Raw genomic sequence first — 18,094 nt, 5'->3', positions numbered from 1 at the left:
ATTATTGTTGTTTATTTAGTTCTGTATTTTTCTAGTAAAGTATTAAGTTGTTCTAATTCTTCGTTATTTAAATTTTTAGCAAAAAAATCTTCGTGCTCTTTTACTTTTGGATCCAATTCGATTAATAAATCAAGTCCTTTTTGTGTAATTAAAACTTCGATTTTTCTTCTATTATCGGGACAAACATTTCGGGTAACATACTCTTTTAGTAAAAGCTTGTCGACTAATCGTGTTGTATTACTTGTTTTGGCCAACATTCGTTCTTGTATGACACACATATTGGCTGGATGTCCTTTCTGTCCTCTTAATATCCTTAAAACATTATATTGTTCTCCTGAAATGTCATATACTTTTACAATTTCATTAAAACTATCCGTAATTACATTTTGAGTGTACATTACATTTAAAACAACTCTTGTTGATTTGTTGTAGTCAACTGTACTTTTTAACTCCTCTTCAATCTTCATATTCGTACTTGTCTTATTTGTTGATACAAATGTAGTGTGTTTTATATTTGTACATACAAATGTCAAAGTTAATTTTATGTTAAATCAAATAAAATACTTCTATTTAAATTGATAATCAGATAGTTATATCTATAATGATGAAAAATGTGATCCGTAAAAAATTATTACAGAGTTAAAAAAAACGGGTTTGCAACAAAAAATAGAGAATTATTCGAATCAAGGGTTCAAATGTTCCGATAGACATTAAATATTGGTAGAAAAATAATTTCATCTGATTTATGTCTCGTAAGGACTAAAAAATCTTTAATTATATCTAATTATGTAAAAATGTAAAGTCTCTAAGGAAAATAGAGAGCATTACAAATTTAATTAACTACCCTATTTAGTGCCAAACAATTCAAAAAAATAGATTTTTAACTCTTAACCCACGTTGATTACAAATTTCAAGGTTTTTATTCGTTTTCTATTTTGAACAATAATTGTTTTATTTGATGTTTTGTAATCAAAAGCTTAAAAAAAATAGTTGGTTGAAGTTTTTTTTTATTAAATAGTTGTCTTTTTTATACTTTTAGTGAAAGAAATTTTTTTTTATAAAAGACAATGTTATATTTATAAACTTTTAAGCCCCTAATTGCTGATTTATTTAATATTTAAGAATGGAAATAATAAAAAAGAATTTTACTTATGAAGAATTACTCCACAAAACTAAGGAGCAAGAGTTATTAATTCAAGAATTAAGTGGAGAAAAAAATTCTATAACCAATTTTGAATATTTTGTAAATGATTCTCCAGATTTAATATGTATTGCAGATTCTAATGCTTATTTTAAAGTAGTAAATGATGCATTTGTAAATGTTTTAGGTTATTCGAGAAAAGAATTATTATCCAGACCATTTGTAGAGTTTATACACTCAGATGATTTAGGAAAAACTTTTTCTGAGGTTAAATTATTGACAAAAAACAATCCGACAGTTGATTTTGAAAATCGATATATAAAGAAAAATGGAGATTTAGTTTTTTTGGAATGGCGAGCTAATTTAAATACTTCAAATAATTTAATTTACGCTATTGCTAGAGATATTACTGAGTTTAGAAAGACTCAAGAAAGATTAATCTCTAGTGAAAAATCATTAAATGAGGCTCAAAAAATAGCAAAAATTGGAAGTTGGGATTTTAATTTGGTTACTCAAGAGCTCCATTGGTCTAATGAATTGTATAAAATTTTTGAAATCGAAAAAAAAGCCTATGATCCAAATCTATATGGTAAATATTTATCTCGTTTTTCGGAAAAAGATATTGAAATATTAAACAATAACATTTACAATACCGTAACAAACAAGGTTCCTTATGAAATGGAGCATCGAATTGTTTTGGATGATAATAAAATAAAATGGGTATTTTGTACTGGTATTCCTATTTTGGATAAACAAGATAATGTCATTGCATTAAAGGGGGTAGTTCAAAATATTACTCAAAAGAAATTAATCGATGACACCATAAAGGCCAAAGACAAAGCTGAAGCTGCCAATATGGCAAAATCAGATTTTTTATCCAATATGAGTCACGAAATAAGAACACCACTTAATGGAATTGTTGGTTTTACCGATTTATTGTTAAAAACTAAAGTCGATAATGATCAATTGCAATACCTAAAGACTGTAAATGAATCGGCAAATACTTTGATGGATATTATCAATAATATTTTAGATTTTTCTAAAATTGAGGCTGGTAAATTGGAATTAAATTATGAAGAAATTGATATAATAGAGTTGTCTAATCAAATTGTAAACTTGTTTAAATACGAAGCCAATCATAAAAAAATTGATTTAATACTTCATATTGACAAAAATGTGCCTCAATTTATTGTAGGGGATTCATTTCGTTTGAAGCAAATATTAGCAAATCTATTGAGCAATGCTATGAAATTTACATCTTCGGGATACATAAAGCTACATGTGACGCAAGACGAAGAGTATGATTCTTTGTCGAAAATTAAATTTTCTGTAATAGACACAGGAATTGGAATTAAAATTCAGAACCAAAACAAGATTTTTCAGTCTTTTGTTCAGGCAGATAATACTACTACAAGACGATATGGTGGAACCGGTTTGGGATTGGCCATTTCTAACCAACTTTTGGCATTGAAAAAAAGTGAGCTTAAATTAATCAGTTCTTTTGGTGTAGGTAGTGAGTTCTTTTTTGCAATTCTTTTTGAAAAAACAAATAAAAAACAGGATTGGAAACCCGACGAAAATTATAGTATAATGGAAAATCAAACACAATCTTTCAATGCTCTTGATGATTTTAAAATATTGATAGCTGAAGACAATAAAATAAATATGTTGTTGGCTAAAACTCTAATTAAAAAAATATTAGGGAATTGTACTATTTTGGAGGTGACGAATGGTTTTGACGCCGTTTTAAAGGTGCAAGAAGAAAAACCAGATTTAGTTTTAATGGATATTCAAATGCCAATTCAAAACGGTTACGATGCAACTACTGAAATTAGAAAGTTAGAAAACTTCAAGCATTTACCAATTATTGCATTAACAGCTGGAGTTTTAAATGGAGAAAAAGAGAAATGTTTTGAATTTGGAATGTCCGATTATGTTACAAAACCAATAGTTTTATCTGAGTTAGAAAAAGCATTACACAAATGGTTAAAAAAGTGATTTAATACCTTATATCCAAGCAATACTAAACAGTTTTGATAATTGATCTCTTTCTATAAATTAATAGGAAGAGATTTTTTTTGTATCTATTATAATAAAGACTACGTCTAATATAATCGTACTTAGTGTGTTATCTTAAATAAATTTCATATCTTTAGTTTTGATATTTTTTAATTTGGTTTTGTCAGTCAATTCAACATTAGTTTGTGTTTGTGAAATCAGTTTGAGTACAAATCACAGAAAGGAATGAAGAATGGTGATTACTCTCGGATAGCTCTATCGGGATACGATAAAAAAACAAATATTATCTTCATATGAAAAAAACTATACCATCGGTTGAAGAATTATTGCAAATTGTTAAAAAACAAAACAAAAATATTACTTTGCTTCAAAAGAAAGTAGAGTCCAATTCTATTTATGATTTTTTCACTAAAGAAACTTCAGACTTTATTTGTGTCACTGATTTAAATAACTTTTTGAAAGAATTTAATCAATCCTTTTTTAACAAATTAGGGTATTCCAAAAGAGAACTTTTGCTTCATAGTTATATTAAGTATGTTCATCCTGATGATGTTGTAAAAACCAGAGAAGTTTTGCACTCACTCATGAAAGGTAAATCTTCCGTGAGTTTTGAAAACAGAGTCCTCTCCAAAAATGGAAATTGTATTTATATTCATTGGACTTCCATTTTTAATCCAGAGAAAAATCTTGTGTATTCAATTGGCAAAGATATTAGTGAAATTAAAATCATTCAGGAAAAATTAATTGCCAGTGAAAATTTACTAAATGATGCTCAAAAAATTGCTAAAATTGGTAGTTGGGAATTTAATTTAATTAAAAATCAATTAATTTGGACTAGAGAGTTATATCAAATTTTTGAAATACCTGAAACACCTTCCGAAAATTTGTATGAACAGTATTTGGAACATTTTACTAAGGAAGATCGTGAAATGCTCAATACTTTAATTACAGAATCAATACGCACCAAGCAACCTTATGAAATAACACATAAGGTATTGTTAGGTAATAATCGATTCAAATGGGTATACGGCACTGGAATTCCAATTCTGAGTGATAATGGAGAAATTATAGCTTTTAGAGGAATTGCTCAAGATGTTACCGAAAAAAAACGAATTGAAAATGAAATTTTAATCAAAGAAAAAGAAGTAGCAGCGATTAAAGAAAAAGAAAGGGAACAAGAAAGTAATGCCAAATTTAGAAATTATGTCGAAAATGCACCAGATGGAGTAATTGTAGTAAATAAAGAAGGGCTTTTTCTGGAAATTAATCCTGCAGTGAGTAAAATAACAGGTTATTCAAAAAATAAGTTATTAAATAGTTCTCTTAAAGAATTAACACCTCCAAACGAATATAAAAATATTGAATATATATTTGAAACCCTTTTTTTTAAAAGTATTTCAAACGATATAGTGTCATTTATTCATAAAAATAATTCAATTCGTTTATGGTCTATTGATGCAGTGAAACTTTCAGAAAAACAGAATTTACTATTTGTAAAAGATGTTACAGAACGAATACAAACAATAGAAGCACTAAAAGTAAAAGAAGAACGATTTCGTGTATTGGTAGAAAATGCGCCAGAAGCACTTGTTGTAATCGATATGCAATTGCAAAAATTCATAAGTGTAAGTCAAAGTGCCCTTGTATTGTTCAAAATGTGCGAGCAAGATTTGTTAAATGTTGGTCCAGTTAATATAAGTCCAAAATACCAACCCAATGGACAATTGTCTTCAGTGATGGCCGATGAGTTGTTTGCAGAGGCTTTAATAGGTGGCAAACCTTCTTTTGAGTGGACCCATATTGATAGTGAAGGGAATTCTATTTTTTGTGATGTTAGACTAGTACGTTTGCCTGCCGAAAACAAAGAGCTTATAAGAGCGAGTATCATTGATATATCCGAAAGAAAAAATGCAGAAAAAAAACTTAAAGAAAGTGAGCTTTTTCTGAAAGAAACACAAATGATAGCTGAGCTAGGTACCTATAGTATCAATATGTATTCGGGAGATTGGACACGAACAGATTTATTAAACAATATTTTTGGAATAGACGCAAATTATCATTTAAATGGAGAAAGTTGGTTGGCTCTAGTTCATCCAGCGTGGCGCGAGAATCTTGCTACTTATTTAAGTGAAAATGTATTAACCAATAAAGAACAATTTAATAAAGAATATAAAATTTATAGAGTTAATGACAATGAAGAACGTTGGGTGCATGGTATTGGAACTTTGAAATGGGATCAAGACAATCAGCCTCTGGAAATTATTGGAACTATTCGTGATATCACAGAACGTAAACTCATGGAATTGGAGTTGATTCGGTCCAAAGAAAAAGCAGAGGAAAACGAAAAAGAATTGTATTTGAAATATATTGAATACGAGGAAATTAATGAGCAATTAAAACAATCCAACAAAGAACTTGTAAAAGCCAAAATTCAAGCAGAAGAAGCTAATAAAGCCAAATCTGAATTCTTGTCGAATATGAGCCACGAGATACGTACACCTTTGAATGGAATTGTTGGTTTTACCGATTTGTTAATGAAAACAAATCTCGAAAAAAATCAATTGGAGTATATGTCAACCGTTAATGTTTCTGCCAATTCATTGATGGAAATTATTAATGATATACTTGATTTTTCTAAAATTGAATCTGGAAAATTAGAATTATTCAAAGAAGACATCGATCTCTTTCGGTTGTTGAATCAAGTTATTGAATTGTTCAAACATCAAGCGAATTTAAAAAATATTGATTTAGCTCTTACAATAGAAGAAAATGTTCCTCAATATATTCATGCAGATCCGATTCGTTTAAAACAAATATTGGTAAACTTAATTAGTAATGCCTTGAAATTCACATCTTTTGGGCATATTCGATTGGATGTGGAACAAGTTAAATTGACTAAAAAAAATAATTCAACCATTAAATTTTCTATTAAAGATACTGGAATTGGTATCAAACAATTTAATCAAAAGAAAATTTTTGATTCATTTGTTCAGGAAGATAATGCCACTTCCCGAAAATTTGGCGGTACGGGTTTAGGTTTGGCAATTTCAAATTTGTTGTTAGGGTTAATGGAAAGTCACTTGCAATTAACGAGTAAATATGGTGATGGAAGCGATTTTTTCTTTCATATTAAATTTAAAAAAGCCAAAACTAAAATAGATGTTTTTGACGAATTATCAAGTCCTCGAAAAATACAAATAATAAGCAATCCAAAAAATTTGGATGCACTTCGTATTTTAATTGTTGAGGATAATAAAATAAATATGTTTTTGGCCAAGACCTTAGTAAAAAGAATTGTGCCAAATGCTATTATTTTGGAAGCAGGCGATGGTCAAGAAGGATTAGATCAATTTGAAATAAATAATCCCGATTTGATTTTTATGGATATTCAAATGCCTATAAAAAACGGATATGAAGCTACTATTGAAATTAGAAATTTTAATTTTGGAAAAAACATACCTATTATAGCTCTAACTGCAGGAATTATGGTTGGTGAAAAGGATAAGTGTATAGAATGTGGAATGAATGATTATGTTTCAAAGCCTATCGTAGAATCTGATTTAGAAGAAATATTAAAAAAATGGTTGCCTAAATAGTTTTGTTGTTCTTACTTTTTTGGGTAAAGCAAAATATAAAAAAAGGGGAAACTATTATAGATAAAAACATCCAAAATATTTTAGATATAGGAGTTTAATTTTAGAATAATTGACATTTTACCTTTTTAAATGATGTGTTTTTAAGTATTTTATACGAAAAAAAGTCAAAATTTGAATTTATAGAAAAGATAAACAAAATTTTAGTTGTACTTTTAATAATTATTTCGGAGCAATTTTATGAATTATTTTAGATAAAATTAAGAAATGTTTATTGTTGATTGTGAGAGAAACATTTAGAATTTTATTTCGCTTTTAATGAGTAAAAAAGTGCAATTACATTTTTTATGTAATGCCTAAAAGAGGTTTTTATAATTATAACACTATAATGAAAGTAAGTAAAGGGGATCAAGTTTTAAAGGAAGATAAAAAGGATTCAATTCAAATTGAAAAGAAAAGTTTGAAGGTAGTTGATAATAATGATTTTCCTATTGTAGGTATTGGAGCTTCTGCAGGTGGTCTTGAAGCATTTGAGCTTTTTTTGAAAAATATGCCCAATGATAGTGGTATGGCGTTTGTGATTATTCAACATCTTGATCCCAATTATCAAGGAATATTACCAGAATTATTGCAACGTAGCACTACAATGAAAGTGATGCAAGCCAGTGACCAGCTCAGAGTAAAAGCCAATCAAGTATATGTAATTCCTCCCAATAAAAGTTTATCTATATTAAATGGAAAGCTGCATTTGTTTGATCCTTTGGAACCCCGAGGATTGAGATTGCCGATTGATATTTTCTTTCGTTCATTGGCTCTTGATAAATTGGGTAAAAGTGTTGGTATCATTCTATCTGGAATGGGATCAGATGGGAGTCTAGGATTGAAAGCCATTAAGGAAAAAAATGGATTGGTATTGATTCAAGAGCCTGCATCCGCAAAATTTGATGCAATGCCCAGAAATGCAATAGAAGCAGTTTTACCAGATATTATAGCTCCTGTAGAAGAGTTGGGAGAGAAATTAATTACACTTTATAAATATATTCCTCCCGTTGCAAAGTTTACGGATATAGATACTAAAAGTAAAAGTTATCTAGATAAAATTATCATATTGCTTCGTGAAGGAACGGGGCATGATTTTTCTTTGTATAAAAAGAATACTTTAATGCGTCGCATCGAAAGGAGGAAAGGAATTCATCAAATTCAACAAATGCAAAACTATGTTCGTTTTTTGCAAGAAAACCCAAAAGAGATTGAATTGCTTTTCAAAGAACTCTTAATTGGTGTGACAAGCTTTTTTCGAGACACCTCAGTCTGGGAAAAGCTAAAAGCGACAATTCTTCCCAATTTGATAAAAGAGTTGCCAGATCGATATGCGCTAAGGGCTTGGATTCCTGCATGCTCAACTGGCGAAGAGGCGTATTCATTAGCCATTGTGTTCAAAGAAGTTCTAGAAGAAATTGGGAATCCAAAGAATATCTCCTTACAAATATTCGCTACAGATTTAGACGTTGATGCAATAGAAAAAGCGCGAAGAGGTGTTTTTAGTTCTAGTATCGCCATTGACGTATCGTCCCAAAGACTAGGAAAATTTTTCTCGGTAGTAGGAGATGGATTTCGCGTAAATGCTTCGATACGGGAAATGCTAGTTTTTGCTCCCCATAATATTATTAAAGACCCTCCTTTTACCAAACTCAATATATTAATGTGCCGCAATATGTTGATATACATGGAACCTCCCTTACAAAGAAAGTTGGGGTCACATAAATTTTATGGGGATTAAGCAAAAAGTTTTTCCATTCTAAAGAGAAAGAATTTCACATCTACTACGCCTCTTTGATTTGCTCTAAAGAGTTTTATTTTGGAATTAAATGATTCTGCATTTGCATTAGTATGTCTGTTTTTAAAGAAGTTTAAAATGGTTTCTAAATGATAGTTCAAACTATTTGCAGCGGTATTAAAAACAGTTATTTTGAGTTGCTTAGTTTTCTGTACCCAATTAGTCATTTTTTCTCTTGCTTGTTCTTTACCTGTCTCTTCATAAATATTTCTAAATTCGAGCGTATGCTTATATGCTTGGTGTAAAAGCGGATAATTCCTAAACAATAATTCTGCTCTTACCTTTTGATTTTCTGTCCATTGATTTGGTTTTTTAGCGATAATATATCGGCTTCTTGCCAATAACTGTTTAGGAGAATCGTCATTATCAAAAGTAAATGGAATATATTTTAGATTCTGTTCTCTGGCTATTTTAATGGCTTGATTTTCTTTTTCTATTTCTTCCCATCGATATTTAATTCTTAAATGTTGCAAGGCTTCCATCACTAATTTTACAACGTGAAAACGGTCTGTAACCAGAGAACTCTCAGGAAAACACATTCTTGCAGCTAATTGCATATTGTTTGCCATATCAAGCGTTATTTCCTTAACCAGTTTTCTTTTTTCTAGCGGAATTAGATTCAAAACATCAATTATATCCTGACTTTTAGTGCCTTTTATAGATGCTACAAGTGTCTTTTTCTTTCCTCTTCCTTGTTTGTTGGTAACAAAGGTATAGAGTTCTCCCTTTGACAAACTGACTTCGTCTATGCTCAAATTCTCCCCTATATTTTCAGGGTAAATCAAATAATCTTCGGCGTGATTTAACTGTTTCCAGTCTTTAAAACCACTAATCTTTTTCTTGTAATGGCGTTGCAATAAATTGGCTTTAATCCCATAATAACTTGCAATATTACTTATCGTATCTTCTCGGGTCTCTACCTGTATCTTTTAAAAAATCTGAAAGTTCAACTGTTAATTTTGAACCCTCAGCTATAAAGGAATAATCACTTTTTATTTCGAAGGTTTTATTGTTCTTATTACGCCACCTTCGCCTTCTTATACCTAAATAAACAGCTTTGCCTCGTATAGGGAAGTCTTGTATTATGGTTCGTTCATAAAATCCTTTTGATTCAAATTCATTAGAATTATATTCTTTTGGAAGAATATTTTTTTCGTCTAAATAAATATAAAAACAATCTTTTTTTGTTTGTAAATCCCCTAATTCTTTGAAATCAACAATGTCAAAATGAGATAATAATCCCTCAGGTAAAAAGGAAGAAAATATTGAAAAATCCATTTGTTTTTTATTCAAATTTAAGACTTCTCCCCATATTTTTTACGTGAGCCGAAAGTTGTTTGACCTGTTTAATTACAGTCTAATGCCAGGTGGAGTTTTGTTGTTGGGTTCCGCCGAAACCCTCGGGCGAAATAATCAAGGATTTGAAACACTTGATTCCAAATTGAAATTTTTTAAACGTACTCATTCTCCAATAATGGCTGAACTAACCGATTTTCCAAGTTCCTTTTCTTATAGTAAGAAAGAAATTAAAGAAGCAAATATTGCCCCAAAAGAAGTGGAGAATATCCAGACTCTTACGGATCAAATTTTATTAAAAAACTTTGCTCCAGCAAGTGTTATTGTCAATGACAAAGGGGACATTTTGTATATTACCGGTAGAACAGGAAAGTATCTTGAACCAGTTGCTGGCAAAGCCAATTGGAATATTCATGTTATGGCTCGTGAAGGTTTACGAAATGAATTGCTAGGAGCTTTTCGTAAGGCGATGCTAAATTATGACCCAGTTATTCTTCGAAATATAAAGATTGGAACAAATGGGGATTCCGATTTCATAAATGTTACAATTCAACGTATTGATGGCCCCAATTTGATAAAAAATCTGGTAATGGTCGTTTTTACGGATGTTTCGGTAATGATGGAACAAGGAGGTGAAGTCTTAAAAAAAGGAAGACAAAACATTCAAGGAAGACAAAAAGAATTAGAAGCAGAACTCAAACAAAGTAACGAAGATTTGCAAAATTCTCGAGAAGAGATGCAGACCTCTCAGGAAGAATTAAAATCAATCAACGAAGAACTGCAATCAACCAATGAGGAATTACAATCTACTAATGAAGAACTAACTACTTCAAAAGAAGAAATGCAAAGCCTTAATGAGGAATTGCAAACTGTGAATGCCGAACTTCAAAGTAAACTAAGCGATTTTGAGCAAGCAAATAACGACATGAAAAATTTGCTGAACAGTACCGAAATTGCCACACTATTTTTGGATAAGGAATTAAACATACGCCGTTTCACAGATTCAGTTACCGAAATATTTAAACTTCGCCAAACAGATACAGGAAGGCCTTTTACCGATTTAGTAACCAATTTGCAATACCCAGATATGGGAGATCATGCAAGAGAAGTAATTAAAAAATTATCTCCTATTCAAAATACAATTTCAGCAAATAACGGAAAATGGTATTCTGTTCGAATTATGCCTTATCGTACCTTAGATGATCGAATTGATGGACTTGTAATCACATTTACCGATATTACTTCTGCTAAGCAAGCAGAAGAGACATTGCTTTTTGAAAATAGATACAGACGCCTTTTTGAATCTGCTAAAGACGGAATCCTTATTGTTGATGTTGAAAGTGGTAAAATTATTGACGTAAATCCATTTTTAATAAAGATGCTAGGATATTCCTATGAGCAATTTGTAGAAAAGGCAATCTGGGAAATAGGATCATTAAAAGATATAGTTGCCAATAAAGAAAAGTTTTTGGAGCTGCAACTTAAAGAGTTTGTTCGTTACGAAGACCTGCCGCTTGAAACAGCAGACGGAAGAAATATTAATGTTGAGTTTGTGAGTACTTTGTATTTGGTAAATGAAAGTAAATTAATTCAGTGTATCATTCGGGATATTTCGGACCGTAAGGCGGTGGAAGAAGCATTGGCTCTTTATGAAATTCGATATCACAACCTTTTTGAATCTGCCAAAGATGGCATCTTTTTCTTAGATCAAGAAACGGGTATAATTACTGATTTGAATCTGTCATTAATTAATTTACTTGGATGTCCGAAAGAAGCGTGTACTGAGAAGCCCATTTGGGAAATTAATTTCTTTAAAAATATAATAAATACTAAAGATCAATTTATTGCATTGCAACAGAAAGAATTGGTCACTTATAAAGATATACAGGTTGAAATTGACAATGGACAAAAATTAAATGTCGAGTTTACAGCAAATTGCTATTCAATAAATGGGAAGAAAATTATTCAATGTATCATAAGGTAGGTTGTTGATTTTATGAATTTAATGCAATAAATGTAAAAAGAAAAGAAATATTAATTTATATCGAGAATAAATGTAGCATAAAAAAGGCATTGGTCATGAAAGAAGCAGAAAACAGTTCAGGAAAAATGGTTACTATTCGGCAAAAAGCAGAAGAATTGCAAAAGCAAAAGCAATTGAAACCTAGCTGTACGTTTTCTGAAGCGGAGACTTTAAAACTTATTCATGAACTTGAAGTGCATCAAATTGAGCTTGAAATGCAAAATGATGAGCTTTTGTTAGCAAAAGAACTGGCTGATACTGCTATAGAAAAATATACGGAGTTATATGATTTTGCACCAACGGGATATATCAGTATTTCCAAAGAGGGGAAACTTACGAATATTAATCTCACTGCCTGCAGAATGCTGGCAAAAGAGCGGTCAAGATTAATTAATAGTCAGTTTGGTTTTTTTATTTCTGATGACACAAAATCAATTTTTAATCATTTTCTGGATGAAATATTTAAAAGCGAAATTAGTCAATGCTGCGAAGTTAATCTTTCTGTTAATGATCAAATTTTCCATGTATATCTTACCGGAATAATTGCAGAAGATGGAAATAAATGCAACACAACCATTGTTGATATTACTCAACTTAAGGAAGTAGAGGAGGCCTTAAAACAAAGTAAAGAAAGATATCAAAAATTATTAAGTATTCTTGATTCTGGTGTTGTAGTTCATGCTCCGGATGCTTCTATTATTATTACTAATCCAAAGGCTTGTGAGTTATTGGGTTTGAGAGAAGATCAAATTAAAGGAAAAATGGTAGTGGATTCTGATTGGAGATTTTTGGATGAAAATAAAACTGTTTTATCCTTTGAACAGTATCCTGTAAATCAAATTTTATTCACAAAACACTGCATTAAAAATTTTGTTATGGGTGTTCAAAGACCAAAATTTGATGATGTAGTATGGCTTTTGATCAATGGTTTTCCAGTTATGGATACCAATGGTGAAATCGAGGAAATTGTTATTAGTTTTAATGATATTACCGAAATGATCCTTTTGAAAAATGAATTGACAAAAGCAAAGGAGCAAGCAGAAGCTGCAAATAAAGCAAAATCAGCATTCTTGGCTAATATGAGTCATGAAATCAGGACACCTTTGAATGGTATTATCGGGTTTACGGATTTAATAATGAAAACCAATTATGATGAAGATCAATTAAAATATATCGAAATAATTAATCAATCAGGGATTAATTTGATGGAGATAATTAATGATATTTTAGATTTTTCAAAAATTGAAGCAGGAAAATTAGAATTGAATATTGAGGAAATAGATCTATTTGGATTAGTAAATCAAATAGTGGCTCTTTTTAAGCATCAAGCCAATTTAAAAAAAATAGATTTGATTCTAAATGTAGATTCGAATGTACCTCAATATATTTTTGCAGATTCATTACGTTTAAAACAAATAATAATGAATCTGATAGGGAATGCTTTAAAATTTACTAGCAAAGGACAAATAAAATTAGATATTAGAGAAATAGCTTCAAGTGATTCTTTTTCAATTCTAAATTTTTCAATAAAAGATACAGGAATTGGAATTAAAAAGAGCAATCAGGAAAAAATATTTAATTCATTTGTTCAAGAGGATACCAGCACAACCCGACGATTTGGAGGAACTGGTTTGGGATTGGCGATTTCAAATCAATTGTTAGCATTGATGAATAGTAAATTACAGTTGATAAGTGATTATGGGCATGGCAGTGATTTTTATTTTTCAATTGAATTTAAAAAATCAAATTCTGAAATAAAAAAATCAGTATTGAGCCCAGTAAATGATGATGAAGATATAATCAAAGAGAATGCAATTACTTTAAAAATATTGGTAGTTGAAGACAATAAAATCAGTATGCTTTTGGTTGTTAAGTTGCTGAAAAAATTATTTCCAAACAGCACGATTATTGAAGCTTCTGACGGTAAAGAAGCAATAAAAAAATTCAAGAAAGAAAAAGTAGATGTAGTTTTAATGGATATTCAAATGCCTAAAAAAAATGGTTTTGAAACTACAGCTGAATTAAGAAAATTGGATATTTTCGAGAATACTCCCATAATTGCATTAACCGCTGGAACCTTAATTGAAGAAAAAGAAAAATGTTTAGAGTACGGTATGAATGGTTATATTTCAAAACCCATTGTACTCTCAGATTTGCATCAAGCATTAAAAAAATGGATGAAATAAAACCATTAAAGGAGATAAAATCAATAGATTTTTATTGTTTGCATAATCTTTTGATTTTATCTGCTTTATATGTTTTTGGGTACTAAATTGTATCAGAATATAAAGCTATTATTGAATTCCCAAATTTTTAAACAATTCCTGATAATTAGGATTAGTTGGGTCCAATTGGTTTAATTTAAGGGCAGTTTGTCGTGCTTTTACCTTATTGCCAGTTTGTATATAAACAAAAGTAAGGCCATAGTACAAATCGGGTGTGTTGGGACTAATTTGAATTCCTTTTAAGAAAATGGCTTCTGCTTCTTTGTATTTTTGATTGGCATTAAGCATTAATCCATAATTATAATATACTCTTGGATTTTGAGAATTCAATTCTATTGCTTTTGCAAAAGATTTTTCGGCATTGGGTTTGTCATTCATTTCGTTATACAATAAGGCCAAATTGTAATAAATGCGTTCATTGTTTTTGTCATTTGCCAAAGCTCTTTTTAGCATTTGCAATGAGGCATCATTTTTTCCAACTGCATTGTATAATGATGATAAATTGAGCAATGCATAATTCATCTGACTGTCTTTTCGAAGTCCTTTTAAATAAAAAGATTCAGCATTTGTATAGTCTTGTAATTTTAGATAATAGTCGGCAAGCATTATGTTTCCAACAGAGAAATCAGTTTGATAACGAAGGTAGCTCAGTAATTCAGCATTAGCTGCTTCAAAAGCAGTTGCATTTTGACTAGGAATCTTGTCTTTTGGTACAGTTATAAAAAGATCTGCAGCTGCGATGCGGACTGCTCGTACTTTATCAGACAATAAAGGAGCTACTTTATCAATCCAATTCGTTGGAGGAAAATTTGCCAATGAACGTAATGCTCTGTATCTTACTTGTGCATCTTTTTGGTTCAAACAAGTCAATAAAGTGTTTAAACTTGTTTGGGTTGTGATACTTCCCAAATAAAATGCTGAAGTCGCTTTTATAATATTGGGTGTGTTTTTGTCAACTATTAATTTGGTAAGGTGTAATTCACTTTTGGAATCCTGTTTACTTCCGGGAATCAAATCATCTGCAAAATGGTATTTTCTATTGGGACCGTACCATTTGACAACCGCATCGGCCAAAACTTTTTCCGATTGGTCTTTATGACAATTGCTACACGCATTTGGAGTACCATATTTTACGGAGAGATCTGGACGTGGCACTCTAAAACTATGGTCGTGACGCAAATCATTTCCCATATATAATTTCCCGGGCATGTGACAGTTTACACAGGAAGCACCATTTGTTCCTATGGGATGGAAAGTGTGTTTTGGAGTGTCATATTTGTTTGGAATATGGCATTGAGTGCAAGTTTGATTGCCAATGAATTTTAGTTTTGTGGTGTGCGGATTATGACAATTACTGCATTTAACTCCTTTGCTAAACATTTTACTTTGTAAAAAAGAGGTGTAAATGTAATCTTCATGATCAACTTGTCCATCTGCGTGGAAATTTTCAGTATCTGGAATTTGTGGAATGTAATTGTCCATGATTTCTGGACTGTCAATATGTTTTGGGCTGATTTCAGTGGCACGCATGTGACAAGGCGCACAAGTATTAATTTGTTCTAATTGCCCTGATTTTTTGCCTAACTTCATAAAACTACCCAATACTTTATCCCCAGATTTGTAATCGTCACCATTAACATACCCAAGGTGTTTTTGTCCAGCACCATGACAACTTTCGCAACTTACATTGATAACGCTATAATTGGTTTTGTAAGTATCTGTTTTGCTGTCGTAGTTTTTATGTAAATTGGTTGAGTGACAAGAGGCGCACATCGTATTCCAGTTTTGTGCATTTCCAGTCCAATGCAACCAATCATGCGATGGTATTTTTTGACCCGCATATTGATTGAACCATTTTTTTTGGTTGACATCCCAACTCAAACGAGGAACCTGCATACGGCCACCTGGAAAATGAACTAAATATTGTTGCAATGGTTTGTATCCAAAGATATAGGCAACTTCAAAATCATGAATTTTGCCATCATCTCCTTCTGTATTTATAAAAAATTTAGAACCTTTTTTGTAAAAACGGCTAGTAATTCCGTCTGCTGTAAAAGTTACATTATTGAAATCCCCTTTTACAGTAGAATCATTGGGCAGTAACATCGACATATAATGGTCTGATTGTTTCCACTGGTGATGCTCATTGGTGTGGCATTTTATACAAGATTGATCTCCCACATAAGCATTATTAGAAGAGAGGACTTCGGTATATTCAGCTTCTTTAGAACTACAACTGTCTACGATAAAAACTCTGAAAACAGCAAACAATAAGAGAAAGATAGCAACAACAATCGAAGATTTTTTGAACATTGAAAAAGATTTGTTCAAAAATAAATAATTAATAAATAGGAGCAAAGATATTATGCTTATAAATTAACTCCAATGGTAGTTTTTTTGGTAAAAAAAAGAGAGTGTTTGCAGGTACAAACACTCTCTTTAGGGGTATTATAAATTAAATTACATTACGCTTTCTTTTCTGTTTTTGCAGCACAACAAGCTTTTTTTGTTTTATCACAAGTTTTCTTTTCTTCAGCAGTACAATCCTTATGGTCTTTTGTACAGGCTTTTTTAGCAGTACTTTCTGTTTTTGCTTTTGAAGTCGTTTTTGGTTTGGCTTCTTGAGCACTAACATTCATTCCTATTGAAAATAATGCTACAGCTAAAATTGTTACTATGTTTTTCATATTTTAATTTTTTGATTTTTCAAATTTATAGTTTTTTCTGAATTGCCGCTATTAATTAACTTTTTTATAACTCATTAATACTTATTTTTTTCAACAAATACAAAAGTGTTATTCTATTTCGAAAATAGCTTGAATTTCTACAGCCGAATTAAGTGGTAATGAAACTGCTCCAACTGTAGCTCTGGCATGTTTTCCTTTTTCTCCAAAAACTTGGGCGGTTAAATTTGAAGCGGAATTCATTATTGAGGCATGCTGGGTAAAATCGGGAGTGGTATTAAAAAAGCCCGTAAGTTGTATGCATTTTTTAACTTTATTGAGATCACCTCCACAAGCTTCTTTTAAAACTGCGATAACATTTAGCATGGTTTGATAGGTTGCTTCTTTTGCTTGTTCATCTGTAATTGTAGCCCCAATTTTACCAGGGTTTACTATTTTACCATCTTTAAGTGCTACTTGGTTGATGTATATTTTGTGGTCTGCGATTACAAATGGCACATAATTTCCAACTGGTTTTGGTGCTTCTGGAATGATGATATTATTCTCTTTTAAAACGGTATTAACATCCCAAACAGGATCGTTTATTTTTGTTAAAGGAATGTTTTTTGAAGCTACAGATTTTAATCCCATAGCTGCTTTTGCGATTGCTTTTCCTTGCTCTTTAGCTAAGTAGATTTCACTTTCTGAAGGTTGGTTTTCAGAAGTTCTGGCTATCGAAGATGCTCCCCAAGGGGTGTTTCCTTGCGGTATTGTTTTGTCTAGTTTATCTGTTCCCATTAAGCCTGTTGGGACTATAATCATTCCGTGTAATGCTAATGTATTCCAAAAAGAAAGAATAGCGGCTTCTCTACCTGCTCCAGATCCAGAAGCCATAAAAACAGTTGCGGGTTTACCTTCTAATTCTCTTGCTGTCCAAATTGGGATACTTTTGCTGAAAAAATAGCTCATGTCAGCACTAATATTCGCAAAATGTACTGGGCTTCCAAATGCTATACCATCGTAGTTGGCTAGCTCTTCAATTGTAGCAATTGGTAATTTCGCTACTTCTTCATTTAGTTTTTCATTTGGATTTATAGAAGGAATTCTTTTGATGATAGCTTTTGCATTTGGTACTGACTTAATTCCTTCAACAATTCCTTTGGCTAATTTGTAGGTGTTGCCTCCTTGGGAATGTATTAATACCAAGACATTAGTTTCTTTTGTTTGGGAATGTAGCATTGAGGTTGTAAGTATAAGAATCGTAAAATAAGATAGTAATTTAATCATGTTTTTTTGT

Annotated in this window: 11 protein-coding genes; 5 read left to right on the top strand and 6 right to left on the bottom strand. The window is 31.0% G+C overall.

From position 1 onward, the window contains the following. Window positions 1–11: 11 nt before the first annotated feature. Window positions 12–467: a MarR family winged helix-turn-helix transcriptional regulator gene (locus AC8GF4_RS09685; protein WP_506594267.1), complete on the bottom strand. Its 456-nt coding sequence runs from the start codon at window positions 465–467 to the stop codon at window positions 12–14. A gap of 656 nt (window positions 468–1,123) precedes the next feature. On the opposite strand from AC8GF4_RS09685, the gene AC8GF4_RS09680 reads away from it, so the two are divergent. The 3 genes from AC8GF4_RS09680 to AC8GF4_RS09670 all read left to right on the top strand — a co-directional run bounded on the left by AC8GF4_RS09680 (window position 1,124) and on the right by AC8GF4_RS09670 (window position 8,533). Continuing rightward, complete coding sequence (locus AC8GF4_RS09680; protein ID WP_506594266.1) at window positions 1,124–3,139, top strand: response regulator; 2,016 nt, start codon at window positions 1,124–1,126, stop codon at window positions 3,137–3,139. Between the two features lie 314 nt (window positions 3,140–3,453). Further along, on the top strand, window positions 3,454–6,756 hold the full coding sequence (locus AC8GF4_RS09675; protein ID WP_506594265.1) for a PAS domain-containing hybrid sensor histidine kinase/response regulator: 3,303 nt from the start codon (window positions 3,454–3,456) through the stop codon (window positions 6,754–6,756). Window positions 6,757–7,141: 385 nt separating this feature from the next. Then, window positions 7,142–8,533, top strand: a complete 1,392-nt coding sequence (locus AC8GF4_RS09670) for a chemotaxis protein CheB (RefSeq protein ID WP_506594263.1) — start codon at window positions 7,142–7,144, stop codon at window positions 8,531–8,533. On the opposite strand, the gene AC8GF4_RS09665 is transcribed toward AC8GF4_RS09670, so the two are convergent. Continuing rightward, complete coding sequence (locus AC8GF4_RS09665) at window positions 8,530–9,447, bottom strand: ISAon1 family transposase (protein ID WP_506594262.1); 918 nt, start codon at window positions 9,445–9,447, stop codon at window positions 8,530–8,532. The two genes, AC8GF4_RS09670 and AC8GF4_RS09665, sit on opposite strands and share 4 nt — an antisense overlap. 34 nt (window positions 9,448–9,481) lie before the next feature. Then, a complete protein-coding gene (locus AC8GF4_RS09660; protein WP_506594260.1) occupies window positions 9,482–9,868 on the bottom strand; it encodes an ISAon1 family transposase N-terminal region protein in 387 nt (128 codons plus the stop codon). A 55-nt stretch (window positions 9,869–9,923) separates the two neighbouring features. On the opposite strand from AC8GF4_RS09660, the gene AC8GF4_RS09655 reads away from it, so the two are divergent. Both AC8GF4_RS09655 and AC8GF4_RS09650 read left to right on the top strand, forming a co-directional pair. Continuing rightward, on the top strand, window positions 9,924–11,870 hold the full coding sequence (locus tag AC8GF4_RS09655; RefSeq protein ID WP_506594259.1) for a PAS domain-containing protein: 1,947 nt from the start codon (window positions 9,924–9,926) through the stop codon (window positions 11,868–11,870). Between the two features lie 95 nt (window positions 11,871–11,965). Further along, entirely contained in the window at window positions 11,966–14,095 is a 2,130-nt protein-coding gene (locus AC8GF4_RS09650) for a response regulator (RefSeq protein ID WP_506594257.1), read from the top strand. Between the two features lie 108 nt (window positions 14,096–14,203). Here the strand turns inward: AC8GF4_RS09650 and AC8GF4_RS09645 are convergent, their stop codons facing one another. The 3 genes from AC8GF4_RS09645 to wrbA all read right to left on the bottom strand — a co-directional run bounded on the left by AC8GF4_RS09645 (window position 14,204) and on the right by wrbA (window position 18,084). Then, the gene (locus AC8GF4_RS09645) at window positions 14,204–16,447 is read right to left on the bottom strand and encodes an ammonia-forming cytochrome c nitrite reductase subunit c552 (protein WP_506594255.1); all 2,244 of its coding nucleotides are present in this window, start codon (window positions 16,445–16,447) and stop codon (window positions 14,204–14,206) included. 152 nt (window positions 16,448–16,599) lie between these two features. After that, a complete protein-coding gene (locus AC8GF4_RS09640) occupies window positions 16,600–16,821 on the bottom strand; it encodes a hypothetical protein (protein ID WP_506594254.1) in 222 nt (73 codons plus the stop codon). Between the two features lie 108 nt (window positions 16,822–16,929). After that, a complete protein-coding gene (gene wrbA / locus AC8GF4_RS09635) occupies window positions 16,930–18,084 on the bottom strand; it encodes an NAD(P)H:quinone oxidoreductase (protein ID WP_506594253.1) in 1,155 nt (384 codons plus the stop codon). Between the last annotated feature and the right edge of the window lie 10 nt (window positions 18,085–18,094).

The sequence above is a fragment of the Flavobacterium rarum (SeqCode) genome, assembly GCF_965234445.1.
Classification (GTDB): Bacteria; Bacteroidota; Bacteroidia; order Flavobacteriales; family Flavobacteriaceae; genus Flavobacterium; species Flavobacterium rarum.
The sequence above is the reverse complement of the archived record's forward strand: the minus strand, read 5'-3'. Positions and strand labels throughout refer to the sequence as shown.